Annotated in this window: 4 protein-coding genes; all 4 read right to left on the reverse strand. The window is 69.2% G+C overall.

Annotated elements, in window-relative coordinates; all coding sequences use genetic code 11:
* Window positions 1–5: 5 nt before the first annotated feature.
* Window positions 6–6,431, reverse strand: coding sequence for an SDR family NAD(P)-dependent oxidoreductase (locus QJR12_RS14510; protein WP_366526315.1), 6,426 nt, complete (start codon window positions 6,429–6,431; stop codon window positions 6–8).
* Between the two features lie 35 nt (window positions 6,432–6,466).
* A complete protein-coding gene (locus QJR12_RS14515; protein ID WP_300583632.1) occupies window positions 6,467–11,926 on the reverse strand; it encodes a type I polyketide synthase in 5,460 nt (1,819 codons plus the stop codon).
* A 184-nt stretch (window positions 11,927–12,110) separates the two neighbouring features.
* The gene (locus QJR12_RS14520) at window positions 12,111–13,445 is read right to left on the reverse strand and encodes a HAMP domain-containing sensor histidine kinase (RefSeq protein WP_300583635.1); all 1,335 of its coding nucleotides are present in this window, start codon (window positions 13,443–13,445) and stop codon (window positions 12,111–12,113) included.
* A gap of 24 nt (window positions 13,446–13,469) precedes the next feature.
* Window positions 13,470–14,180 carry a two-component system response regulator PrrA gene (prrA, locus tag QJR12_RS14525; RefSeq protein ID WP_300583778.1) on the reverse strand — a complete coding sequence of 237 codons (711 nt, stop codon included), beginning with the start codon at window positions 14,178–14,180 and terminating at the stop codon, window positions 13,470–13,472.
* Window positions 14,181–14,256 lie beyond the last annotated feature (76 nt).

The raw sequence follows: 14,256 nt of genomic DNA on the forward strand, positions 1-14,256 counted from the left end.
CGCGGTTACTGGCCCAGTTCCTCGTCGAGGATAGCGAAAAGTTCAGTGTCGCTGGCTGATTCGATATCCCGATCATCGGTTTGCGGAGAGCCGTGACCGTCGGGAGCGGTCAACGACGACGCCAGGTTTTCGAGCTGGGCGGCGAGCTGCGAGCGCTGTGCGGGGCTCCAGTCCGATGTAGCGGCAAGTGTCCGCAGATCGTTGATGATGGTGCCGATCTGCGTCAGGCGGGTTTCGCCGCCGCCGGCGGCGCTCCCGATTCTGCTCCGCAGATGCTCGGCGAGGGTGGCGGGTGTGGGGTAGTCGAAGATGAGGGTGGGGGAGAGGGGCAGCCCGGTGGCGGTTTTGAGCCGGTTGCGAAGTTCGATGGCACTAAGCGAGTCGAATCCGAGGTCTTGGAAGGCCCGGGTGGTGTCGATCTCGCCGGGGTCGGGGCGGCCGAGCACCGCGGCGATGTGTGAGCGCACCAGATCCAGCAGCAGCTGGTGTTGCTGGTCGGCGGGCAGGCCGTGCAGGCGCTGGGCCAGTGTGGATTGCGCCGCCGCGGCATCCTGGGCGAGGACCGCCCGGCGGGGCCGGCGGATTAAGTCGTGAAACAGCGGCGGCAGCAGGGCGCTTAGGGAGGGGTCGGCCAAGACGGTGGTGTCCAGGCGGGCGGCCACCACGGCGGGGTGATCTAAAGCCAGCGCGGTGTCGAACAAGTCCACGGCCTGCCCGCTGCTCATCGGGATCAGCCCGCTGCGGCGCATGCGGGCCAGATCGCGCTCGGCGAGGTGCTCGGTTAGCCCGCTGGGCTGCTCCCACAGCCCCCACGCCAGCGCGAGCCCGGCCAGCCCGCCCGCCCGCCGGTGGGTGGCCAGGGCGTCTAAAAACGTGTTGGCCGCCGCGTAGTTGGCCTGACCGGGGGAGCCGATGGTGCCGGCCATCGACGAGCACAACACAAACATCGCCAGATCCCGGTCTCGGGTCAGCTCATGCAGGTGCCAGGCCCCGTCCACCTTGGCGCGTAGCACCCTCTCCAGCCGCTCGGGGGTCAACGAGGTGACCGGTGCGTCATCGAGCACCCCGGCGGCATGGATCACCCCGGTCAGCTTCGGCAGCCCGGCCAGCACCCGCGCCAGCGCATCCCGATCGGCCACATCGCAGGCCACCACCTGCACCCGGGCACCCGCCTCGGTCAGCCGGGCCACCACCTCGGCCGCGCCCGCGGCGCGCTCCCCCCCACGACTGGCCAACACCACATGACGCACCCCGTAGCGGCTGACCACATGCCGCGCCAACACCGCACCCACCAACCCCGTCCCCCCCGTCACCAACACCGTGCCCGAGGCGAGCGGGGCGGGCATCGTCAACACGACCTTGCCGATGTGGCGCGCTTGGCTGACAAACCGGAACGCCTCCGGGGCGCGCCGCACATCCCAGGTGCTCACCGGCGGCAGATGCAGGGTATGGGTGTCGAACAGTCGCATCAGTTCGGCCAGCATCTGTTCGATGCGTGGCGCGCCGGCCTGCGCCAGATCGAACGCCTGGTAACGCACGCCGGGGTGCCGCCCGGCGATCAGCTCTGCGTCACGGATATCGGTCTTGCCCATGTCGACAAAACGGCCGCCGCGCGGCAGCAGCCGCAGCGAGGCATCCACGAAATCACCGGCCAGCGAGTTCAATACCACGTCCACGCCGTGTCCCCGGCTGGTGGCCAGGAATTTCTTCTCGAACTCCAGCGTGCGTGAATCGGCGATGTGGGCGTCGTCGAAACCCATGTTGCGTAACGTGTCCCACTTACCGACGCTGGCGGTGGCGAAAACCTCTGCGCCCCATAAGCGCGCCAGCTGGACCGCCGCCATACCCACCCCACCGGTGGCGGCGTGCACCAGTATCGACTCACCGGGACGGATCGCCGCCAAATCCCGCAACGCGTAATAGGCGGTCAAGAACGCCACGGGCACGCTGGCCGCTTCGGCAAACGACCACCCCGGTGGAATCGGGACGATCGCACGCTGATCGACCACCGCCATCGAGGCGGCCGGGCTGAGCAACCCCATCACCCGATCACCGACCGCCATCCCACTCACCCCCGGGCCCACCTCGACGACCACCCCAGCGCCCTCTGCGCCCAGTACCGCGGGGCCCGGATATATCCCCAACGCCACCAAGACATCGCGGAAGTTGAGCCCGACCGCCTGGACCGCCACCCGCAGCTGCCCTGCCTGCAGCGGGGCGTCGCCTTGTGGGTGGGCCGTTAGCGTCAACTCCTCGAACGTTCCCGCACCGCTGCTGGCTAGCCGCCATGGCGATTCCCCGGCGGGAAGGCGCAACACGGGTTCGGTCGTGGCCGCTGTGAGCCGAGCGGCGTAGGTGGTGCCGGCGCGGATCAGCAGCTGGGGTTCGCCGGTTGCGACCAGGACGTCCGCATCGATGGGGGTGTCGCTGTCGACGAGCACGATCCGGCCCGGATGCTCGGTTTGCGCCGAGCGCACCAGCCCCCAGACCGCGGCCCCGGCCAGGTCGGTGACGTCGTCACCGGCCAGTGCCACCGCCCCGTGGGTGAGCACCACCAGGGTGCCCGGTCGCTCACCGCTCAGCCAGGAGTGCAGCACCTCGAGGGCGCGGTGGGTGGCCGCATACACCGAAGGCAGCAGGCCTTGCCGGCCGGCGGGTTCGGGTTCCCAGAGCACCACCACGTTCTCCGCGCCGGTGTGTTCGCCGACCCCGGGACGGGCGCGCAGGGCCTCCCAGGAGGTGACCGGGGGACGGTCGATGTCCGGGTCGGGCAGCGTGATCGGTGACCAGGTGACTTCCAGAAGCCCCGGGCCGAGGTTGCCGGCGGCCGAGATCGCCGCCTGCAGGTGTTCGGCCGAGACCGGGCGGACCAGCAATGAGCGCACCGAAAGCACGGGTCGGCCGGTGGTGTCGGCCAGTTCGATCGAGACCGCATCTTCGTCGGTGGCGGCGGCGATGCGCACGCGCACCCGCGACGCGCCGGCGGCGTGCAGTGACACCCCCTGCCAGCAGAACGACAATGCGGTTTGCCGAGCGTCACCGATGCTCAATATGCCCGGGTGCAGCGCCGCGTCCAATAGCACAGGGTGAATTCCCATGCCGCCGGCCTGGACACCTTCGGGAATCGCGGCTTCGGCGAAGATTTCCAGACCGCGCCGCCACATCTGCTGCAGCCCCTGAAACGCCGGGCCGTAGTGGTAGCCCTGCTCGGCCAGGCGCTGGTAGGCATCGGACACGTCCACGGGTACCGCATCGGGCGGGGGCCACACCATCATCTGGGCCGCCGGTTGGGTCACGCCGGTACCGAGCATTCCGTCGGCGTGCAGCATCCAGTGCGCGCCGGGTTGGCAGTCGCGCGAATATATCGCCACTGTCCGCTGGCCGGCTTGGCCGGCGGGGCCCACGATCACCTGAACCTGCACCCCGCCGTCCGCCGAGATGAGCAGCGGGGTCCGCAGCGTCAACTCCTGAACCACCGTGCAGCCCACTTCGTCGCCGGCACGAATCGCCATCTCCACGAAGGCGGCCCCTGGCAACAACGCCACCCCGGCCACCACGTGATCGGTCAGCCATGGCTGCGAGGACACCGAGAGTCGGCCGGTGAGCACCACCGCACCGGAGTCGGGCCGCGGAACCACCGCACCCAGCAGGGCATGGGCGGTTGATTCCAGCCCCAAACCCGTCGCGTCGGTATCCGCATCCTCACCGGACAACCAAAATCGTTTCCGCTCAAAAGGATACGTCGGCAGTTCGACAAACCGTGCCTGCGGAAACAGGCTCCGCCAATCCACTGCCACGCCCGCGACAAAGGCCTGCGCCGCCGAGGTGACAAACCGTTGCATCCCCCCGTCGTTGCGTCCCAGCGACGGCACCGTCACCGGATCGCCCGAGGAATTTCCGGAGTGTGCGGCAAAGGTCATTTCAATATCGGCGAGCAACACCGGATGGGGACTGGATTCGACAAACACCCCGTAGCCCTGCCGGGCGGCGCCACGCACCGCTGCCTCGAACTGCACTGGCTTGCGGAGACTCTGATACCAATAGCCGGCGTCTAAGCCGGCGGTGTCGATCGGACCGCCGGTCAAGGTGGAGAAAAACTCGATCGCCGAGGATCGCGGCTCAATTCCGGCCAGGGCCCTCATCAGGTCGTCACGAATAGCTTCCACCTGCGCCGAGTGCGACGCATAGTCCACGTCGACGCGGCGTGCCCGCAGACCCCGATCGGAGCAGCGCCGGACGAGTTCATCGAGCGCGCTCACCGCACCAGAGACCACCAGCGTCGACGGTCCGTTGATCGCAGCGACGCCGATCTGACCGTCGAACGGCGACAACACCTCTCGGGCGCGCTCGGCGTCACACGCCAGAGAGACCATGCCGCCGTCACCGGCCAGGCCCGACAATAGCTTGCTGCGCATCGTGACAATCCGTGCGGCATCGCGCAACGACACCGCGCCCGCGACATAGGCGGCGGCAATTTCGCCCTGTGAGTGACCGATCACCGCATCCGGGTGCACACCGACGGATTTCCACAGTTCGGCCAGCGACACCATTACCGCGAACAGTGCCGGCTGCACCACGTCGACGCGATCCAAGCCGGGGGCACCCGGCCGGCCGCGGAGCACCTCGATCAGCGACCAGTCAACGAATTCCGAGAAAACCTCGGCGCACGCATCGATTTGCTTGGCGAAAACCGGTAAAGTTTCCAGCAAGTCACATCCCATTCCAGCCCACTGGGAACCTTGTCCGGGAAACACCAGGACGGTCTTGCCTACCGGTTGGGCCCGACCCACTATCGCACCGGGATCCTGCCGGCCGGCCGATAGCTCCGCCAACCCTGCCAGCAGCTGCCGGCGATCAGCGTCAACCACGACCGCCCGGTGCTCCAATGCCGACCGCGTCGCCAGCGACAGCCCCACATCGGCGATATCCAACCGCTCGTGAGCTTGCAGAAAAGCCAACAACTGGTCGGCCTGACGGGCCAGCGCCGTAGCCGTCCTGCCCGATAACACCCACGGGACCACCGCTGGCTTCACAGCGAAATCACTGCCATCACTGGAACTTTCAGGAACGGTCGGGGCCTGCTCTAAAATCACGTGAGCGTTGGTGCCGGAAATGCCGAACGAGGAGACCCCCGCCCGACGCACCCGCCCTTCACCTGACCACGGCTGCGCCCGGGTCAACAGCCGCACCGCGCCTGCCGACCAGTCCACGTGCGGGCTGGGTGTATCGACGTGCAACGTCTTAGGCATCAACCCGTGACGCATCGCCTGCACCATCTTGATCACGCCGGCCACCCCCGCGGCCGCCGAGGTGTGGCCTATGTTCGACTTGATCGAGCCCAACCACAGCGGCTCGGTGCGGTTGCGCCCGTAGGTCGCCAACAGCGCTTGGGCCTCAATCGGGTCGCCCAACGTAGTGCCGGTGCCGTGCCCCTCCACCACGTCCACGTCTGCGGCGCTGAGCCCGGCGTTTGTCAACGCCGCGCGAATCACTCGCTGCTGGGAGGGTCCGTTTGGGGCTGTCAGTCCATTGGAAGCCCCGTCCTGGTTGACCGCTGACCCGCGCACCAGCGCCAACACCGGATGACCTAACCGTTGTGCGTCCGAAAGCCGTTCCACCACAACGATTCCGGCTCCCTCAGAGAATCCGGTGCCGTCGGCGGCCGCTGAAAACGCCTTGCAGCGCCCATCGGCCGCCAGCCCCCGGTGCCGGCTCAACTCGATGAACACCGCCGGGGTCGCCATCACCGTGACTCCGCCGGCGAGCGCCAGGTCGCATTCACCCGAGCGCAGTGATTGCACCGCCAGATGCAGCGCCACCAGCGACGACGAACACGCGGTATCCACCGAGACCGCCGGGCCCTCCAGCCCCAGCAGGTACGCGATCCGGCCAGAAGCCACGCTAGAGGTTGCGCCCGTCAGCCGCAAACCCTCCAGTTCTGTTGCGTTGCGGCCCAAAAACGCGTAATCGGAATCCATGATTCCGACGAACACCCCCGTCGCCGACCCCCGCAACGACATCGGGTCGATCCCGGCCCGCTCCAGCGCCTCCCAGGACACCTCTAATATCAACCGCTGTTGCGGGTCCATCGCCAACGCCTCACGCGGGGTTATGCCGAAAAAACCGGCGTCGAAACCGGTTACATCGTCCAAAAAACCTCCGTGGCGGGTGTAGGACTTACCCGCCGCGTCGGGGTCCGGATCATACAGTGCCTCCACGTCCCAGCCCCGATCACGCGGAAATTCCGACACCCCGTCGAGGCCTTTCGCCACCATGTCCCACAGATCCTCTGGCGAACTCACTCCACCGGGAAATCGGCACCCCATTCCCACGATCGCGATCGGCGCGGACGACCGCGAGATGAGGGCACGATTCTGTTCCTTGAGCCGCTCAAGTTGTGTCAGCGCCTTTTGCAAGGCCTTGGTCGCCATGGCAAGTTGGCTGTTCATTGCGGCGGTGTTTCCCCTCAATCCTCGTTGCCCAGCGCAATGTTCACCAGTTCGTCGAGGCTCATGTCCGAGATAGCGGCGCTGTCTTTTTTCTGCGACGGCCCCGACCCGTCACCGGCCATGCCGAGCAGGATGTCAAGGACACCTTCATCCCGAAGCCGCTGCACCGGAATCGAGGCCACCAGACGCCGGATTTCGGCGTCCCGCGCCTCGTCGGTGTCCCCGACGTGGTCGCCGCCGAGTTGCTGTTCGATGTGCTCGGCGAGGGTGGCGGGTGTGGGGTAGTCGAAGATGAGGGTGGGGGAGAGGGGCAGCCCGGTGGCGGTTTTGAGCCGGTTGCGAAGTTCGATGGCACTAAGCGAGTCGAATCCGAGGTCTTGGAAGGCCCGGGTGGTGTCGATCTCGCCGGGGTCGGGGCGGCCGAGCACCGCGGCGATGTGTGAGCGCACCAGATCCAGCAGCAGCTGGTGTTGCTGGTCGGCGGGCAGGCCGTGCAGGCGCTGGGCCAGTGTGGATTGCGCCGCCGCGGCATCCTGGGCGAGGACCGCCCGGCGGGGCCGGCGGATTAAGTCGTGAAACAGCGGCGGCAGCAGGGCGCTTAGGGAGGGGTCGGCCAAGACGGTGGTGTCCAGGCGGGCGGCCACCACGGCGGGGTGATCTAAAGCCAGCGCGGTGTCGAACAAGTCCACGGCCTGCCCGCTGCTCATCGGGATCAGCCCGCTGCGGCGCATGCGGGCCAGATCGCGCTCGGCGAGGTGCTCGGTTAGCCCGCTGGGCTGCTCCCACAGCCCCCACGCCAGCGCGAGCCCGGCCAGCCCGCCCGCCCGCCGGTGGGTGGCCAGGGCGTCTAAAAACGTGTTGGCCGCCGCGTAGTTGGCCTGACCGGGGGAGCCGATGGTGCCGGCCATCGACGAGCACAACACAAACATCGCCAGATCCCGGTCTCGGGTCAGCTCATGCAGGTGCCAGGCCCCGTCCACCTTGGCGCGTAGCACCCTCTCCAGCCGCTCGGGGGTCAACGAGGTGACCGGTGCGTCATCGAGCACCCCGGCGGCATGGATCACCCCGGTCAGCTTCGGCAGCCCGGCCAGCACCCGCGCCAGCGCATCCCGATCGGCCACATCGCAGGCCACCACCTGCACCCGGGCACCCGCCTCGGTCAGCCGGGCCACCACCTCGGCCGCGCCCGCGGCGCGCTCCCCCCCACGACTGGCCAACACCACATGACGCACCCCGTAGCGGCTGACCACATGCCGCGCCAACACCGCACCCACCAACCCCGTCCCCCCCGTCACCAACACCGTGCCCGAGGCATCTCCTACCGTCACCCCACCGGTCGTGGGATCGTTCGCGACGGACTCCGGGAACCCCGGCGCGGGCCGGGTAATGGCGGGGACCAGCCGAGCGGCGTAGGTGGTGCCGGCGCGGATCAGCAGCTGGGGTTCGCCGGTTGCGACCAGGACGTCCGCATCGATGGGGGTGTCGCTGTCGACGAGCACGATCCGGCCCGGATGCTCGGTTTGCGCCGAGCGCACCAGCCCCCAGACCGCGGCCCCGGCCAGGTCGGTGACGTCGTCACCGGCCAGTGCCACCGCCCCGTGGGTGAGCACCACCAGGGTGCCCGGTCGCTCACCGCTCAGCCAGGAGTGCAGCACCTCGAGTGCGCGGTGGGTGGCCGCATACACCGAAGACAGCGCCGGAGCGTCCTCGGGTGGTAGCTCCCAGATCACGACCGCGCCGGCCTCGCCGGTGTCACGGTTTTCCGGGTGGGCGGAAAACTCATCCCAACAGATCACCGGACGGCGCTCAGTGATGGTGCCGCGAACCGTCATGGGCGACCAGCCCAGTTCAAGGACACCTCGCCCGGGCTCACCCGCGAGGCAGACCGCTGCGCGCAGCTGCTGCTCGGTGACGGGGCGGGCCAGCAGCGCGCCCACCGACAACACCGGCAACCCCAAGGCGTCGGCCAGCTCCAGGGAGACCGCCTGCGGGCCCGCCGGGGCCAGGCGGGCCCGCACCGCGGTGGCGCCCGCAGCGTGCAGGCACACCCCCTGCCAGCAAAACGGCAGCATCACCGGCGCGGCCTCATCGGCCATCAGCAACCCGTGCAGGGCGGCATCCAGCAGCGCCGGATGGATCCCAAACCCCTCGGCCCCCCCGGCCGCCTGCGGCAGGCGCACCTCGGCGAACAGCTCCTGCCCGCGGCGCCACAACGCGCTTAGCCCCTGAAACGCCGGGCCGTACCCATAGCCGCGGCCCGCCAGCCGCCCATAACCCCCGTCGATCCGCACCGGCTCCGCCCCCGGCGGCGGCCACACCGACAACGACACCTCCGGGCGGCGGGCCCGGGGGCTGACCACCCCCTCGGCGTGGCAGACCCACCCCGCCTCGGGGTGCTCCCGGCAAAACACCGCCACCCGCCGCTGACCGGTGCCCTCGGGGGCCCCCACCAGCACCTGCAGCGCCACCGCCCCCGAGTCGGGCACCCGCAGCGGGCGGCGCACCGTCAACTCCTCAAGCACCGGGCAACCCACCTCATCCCCGGCGCGCACCGCCAACTCCACCAACCCCGCCCCGGGAAACACCCCCACACCGAACACCCGGTGATCCCCCAGCCAGGGCTGCGCCCCCAGCGCCAACCGCCCACTCAGCAGCAGCGCCCCACCCTCGGGCACCTCGATCACCGCCCCCAGCAGCGCATGCCCCCCGGCCTTCAACCCCAACCCCGCCGCATCGGTGCCCGAACCGTCGGGGCTCAACCAAAACCGGCGCCGCTCAAAAGCGTAGGTGGGCAACTCCACCCACCCCCCACCGGGCAGCACCGCCCGCCACTTAACCCCCACACCGGCCACAAACCCCTGCGCGGCCGAGGCCACAAACCGCCCCAACCCCCCGTCGTGGCGGCCCAAGGTGGGCAGCACCACCACCGCGTCGGCCCCGCCCAGGCACTCGGCGGCGGTCTCTTCGATCCCGCTGATCAACCCCGGATGCGGGCTGGATTCGATAAACGTGCGATACCCGTGCGTGCACGCGCTGCGCACCGCCGCCTCAAACTGCACGCCCTGACGCAGGTTGGCATACCAGTAGCCGGGGTCTAACCCGGCGGTGTCGACAAGAGCACCGGTGACGGTGGAAAAAAACCCGATCCGCGACGAGCGCGGCCGAATCCCCGCCAGCAGCCGCTCAAGCCGCCCGGCGATGGCCTCCACCGCGGCCGAATGCGCCGCGTAGTCCACCTCGATGCGCCGGGCCCGCAGCTGGCGGGCGGCGCAGTGGTGCAGCAGCTCCTGCAGGGCCTCGGCCTCCCCGGACACCACCACCGCCGAGGGCCCGTTGACCGCGGCGATACCCACCCGCCCCCCCAGCGGGGCCAGCAGCTCGCGGGCCTGCTCGGCGCCGCACCCCAGCGCGGCCATGCCCCCCGGCCCGGAGACTTCCCGCAACAATTGGCTGCGCGCGGTGACCACCCGCGCCGCATCCCGCAGCGACAACGCCCCGGCCACACAGGCGGCGGCGATCTCCCCCTGGGAATGCCCGATCACCGCATCCGGGTGCACCCCGATCGACTCCCACAACCCCGCCAGCGACACCATCACCGCAAACAGCGCCGGCTGCACCACATCGACCCGATCCAGCCCCGGGGCCCCCGGCGCCCCGCGCAGCACCTCCAGCAGCGACCAGTCCACGAACTCTTCCAGCGCCTGCGCGCACTCGTCTAACCGCTCGGCGAACACCGGGGAGCACTCGCGCAACTGCATCCCCATGCCCGGCCACTGGCAGCCCTGGCCGGGAAACACCAGCACCGTCTTGCCCGCGGGCGCGGCGGCGGCGCTGATCACCCCCGGGCCCAGATCCCCCCCAGCCAGCCCCGCCAACCCCGCCAGCAGCTCCTCACGCCGCGCGCCGAGCACCACCGCGCGCCGCTCAAACACCGAGCGCCCCGCCAGCGACCAGCCCACATCCAGCGGATCCAGCTGCGGGTGGGCGGCCACAAACGCCCCCAACCGCCCCGCCTGGGCGCGCAACGCCCCCTCGGTCTTGGCCGAAAGCACCCACGCCAACACCGGGGGACGCCACGGCGCCGGCGGGCGCGGCGGCGCCGGCGGGGCCTCCTGCACGATCACATGCGCATTAGTGCCCGAAATCCCAAACGAGGACACCCCCGCCCGGCGCACCCGCCCCCCCGCCGGCCACGCCCGCCCCCGGGTCAACAACTCCACCCGCCCCGCCGACCACTCCACATGCGGGCTGGGCGCATCCACATGCAACGTCGCCGGCAGCCACTCGTGGCGCAACGCCAACACCATCTTCATCACCCCCGCCACCCCCGCGGCCGCCTGGGTGTGGCCCATATTCGACTTGATCGAGCCCAGCCACAGCGGCTGGGCCCGATCCCGCCCATAGGTCGCCAGCAACGCCTGCGCCTCGATCGGATCCCCCAACGTGGTGCCGGTGCCATGGCCCTCCACCACATCCACATCGGCCGCCGAGAGCCCCGCACTGGCCAACGCCGCGCGCACCACCCGCTGCTGGGAGGGCCCATTGGGGGCGGTCAACCCGTTGGAGGCCCCATCCTGATTGACCGCCGAGCCGGCCACCACCGCCAACACCGGATGCCCCAGCCGCTGCGCATCCGAGAGCCGCTCCACCACCAGCATCCCCCCACCCTCGGAAAACCCGGTGCCGTCGGCGGCCGCGGCGAACGCCTTGCACCGCCCGTCCGGCGCCAACCCGCGCCAGCGGCTGAACTCCACGAAAATATCGGGGGTGGCGTTGACGGTCACCCCGCCCGCCAGGGCGAGATCGCATTCGCCGGAGCGCAGTGAGGCCACCGCCATGTGCAACGCCACCAGCGAGGACGAACACGCGGTATCCACCGACACCGCCGGGCCCTCCAACCCCAGCACATAGGCCACCCGGCCCGAGGCCACGCTGGAGGTCGTGCCGGTCAGGCGATAGCCCTCCAGCCGCGCTGAATCCCGCCCCAGCAGCCCGTAATAGGCGTCCATAATCCCCAGGAACACCCCGGTCGCCGAACCCCGCAACGACGTCGGGTCGATCCCGGCCCGCTCCAAGGCCTCCCACGACAACTCCAACAGCATCCGATGTTGCGGGTCGGTCGCCAGCGCCTCGGCCGGTGACACCCCGAAAAAGCCGGCGTCAAAACCCGCGACGTCATCGACAAAGCCCCCGTGCCGGGTGTAGGTCTTCCCCGGCGCGTCGGGATCCGGATCGAACAATCCCTCCACGTCCCAGCCCCGATCCCGGGGGAAGTCAGAGACCACATCACGACCTTCGGCCAGCATCTCCCAGAGGTCCTCGGGGGAATTCACCCCACCCGGAAACCGGCACGCCATCCCGATGATGGCGATCGGCTGCGAAGCTTTAGCTTCTAACTCGGCCAGGCGTCGTCGTGTCCGGCGCAGATCAAGGGTGAGACGTTTGAGGTAATCGAGGTGCTTGGTGGTCTCTGGCATCGGTAATCCCTGCGGAGGGGCAGCCCCTTCAAGCGGTGTGTCAGTGGCCCAACCTCGTTCCGCTCGCTTGCTTTGGTGATTCTAAACGGCCCACCGGCCGGCACCCGATTCGGCCACGGCACCCGAGACGGCTGCGACCGGCCGGCGGGCAGCCGAAAATTCGGCCCGGTCGGGCGCCAAAGCCTCAGCTCGGGGCGGGAAGCCGCAGCACCAGCCGCACCCCACCGAGCGGGCTGTCCTCCAATGAGGCTGTGCCGCCATGCAATTGAGCCTGTTGAGCCACTAACGCCAGCCCCAGGCCCGAGCCGGAGTGCGAGGCCGTGGATCCCCGGGAGAACCGCTTGAACACCATCTCGCGTTCCTCCTCGGGCACCCCGACACCGTTGTCGTCGACGGCGATCTCCACCCCGGCGCGGGAACTGACCGCCGACAGCTGCACGTGCGTGGCGCCGCCGTGTTTCACGGCGTTGGCGATGGCGTTGTCGACGGCGAGGCGCAATCCCGCAGGCAAGCCCACAATGATGCAGGTCGGCGACGGCACCAGCGAAACGTTGAGTTCGGGATAAACCCGCATCGCGTCGTGAGCGGCGCGGTCCAAAAGCTCGGTGATGTCGACGGGCACATGATCCTCGGATGTCGACAGCTCACCCTGCGCCAGCCGCTCGAGCGCGCTGAGCGTGGCCTCGATCCGCGACTGGGTGCGGATCACGTCGTGCAGCACTTCTTTGCGCTGTTCCTCGGGCAGCTCCAGGGTGGCCAACACCTCCAGATTGGTGCGCATAGCGGTGAGCGGGGTGCGCAGCTCATGCGCGGACACCGAGGCGAAGTCCCGCGCCGAGGCCAGCGCTTCCTTAGTGCGGTTTTGCTCTTTCCAGATGCGCTGCAGCATGCCCCGCATCGCCTCACCGATCTCGACGGCCTCGGTCGCGCCGCGCACCTCGATCTCGGGGGCTTCACCGCCGACTTCGATCGATCGGGTTTGCTGCGCCAGCCGTTTGAGCGGGCGTACCGCGAAGGCGGCCAGCAACCAGCCGAACACCGCGGCCGCGCCGATCGCCAGGCCACAGATCAGGATCACCCGGCGGTGCTGGTCGTTGGTCTCCTTGATGGTCTCGTCATAGGTGGCACCGACTTCCACCGACATCGGTCCCGGCCCGGGAATGTCGACGGTGCGCACCCGGTAACGCTTCCCGTCGACATAGGTATCGGCATAGCCGGGAGGCAGCGGCGGCAGCGTGACCTTCGAATTGGACGTGACCTGGTTGCCCTTGCGCACGGTGATGACCGCGCCCCGGTCGCTGGCGGACTTGGGCACTTCGCCGATGGTGATGAACGGGATTGCGAAACCCGCCGCCTCGTCCAGGCGCCGGTCCAGCCAATACAGCCGGTCCTTGGTGATGCCGAACCAGACGTTGACGCCGACGATGAGCACCGCGATCGCCGTCCCGACGGCCACCGCCAATCCCACCCGGGTGCGCAGCGACGGTGTGCGGGCGAAAATCCGCGACAGCAGGCTCATGGCTCGGCGCTCATCCGTTCCCCGTCACTGCATGCGCAGGACGAACCCCACTCCACGCACGGTGTGCAGCAGCCGTGGCGCGCCTCCGGCCTCCAGCTTGCGGCGCAGGTACCCGATGAATACGTCCACGACATTGGTGTCGGCGGCGAAATCGTAGCCCCACACCAGCTCCAGCAGCTGGGCCCGCGAGAGCACCGCCGCCTTGTGCTCGGCCAGCACCGCCAGCAGGTCGAACTCGCGTTTGGTCAGCTCGACGTCGACCCCGTTGACCCGGGCCCGCCGACCGGGAATGTCCACCTCCAGCGGGCCCACCGTGATGGTCTCCGAGGAGGAGGTTGCCGTCGAGCCGCGGCGGCGCAGCAGGGCGCGCACCCGCGCAACCAGCTCGGCCAGCACGAACGGTTTGACCAGGTAGTCATCGGCGCCGGCTTCCAGGCCCATCACCCGATCGTCGACCGAGCTGCGCGCACTGAGCACGCAGACCGGGACGTCATTGTCCATCGCACGCAGCGCGGTCACCACGCTGACGCCGTCCAGCACCGGCATATTGATGTCGAGCACGATCGCGTCCGGGCGGGTCTCGGTCGCACTGCGCAGGGCCTCGGCGCCGTCGGCCGCGGTCGACACCTCGAATCCGGACAGCCGCAATCCGCGCTCCAGCGACGCCAGCACGTCGGAGTCGTCATCGACAACCAGTACCCGAGGCGAGGTCACACCACTGTCCATGCAGCCTATCTTGCCTGATTGACACGCACGGCTGTGGGAAGACCACCGGCCGGGTCGCCCGGTGGCCGCCGGCCCCAACTGGCGG

It is taken from the genome of Mycobacterium sp., assembly GCF_029961025.1.
GTDB lineage: Bacteria > Actinomycetota > Actinomycetes > Mycobacteriales > Mycobacteriaceae > Mycobacterium.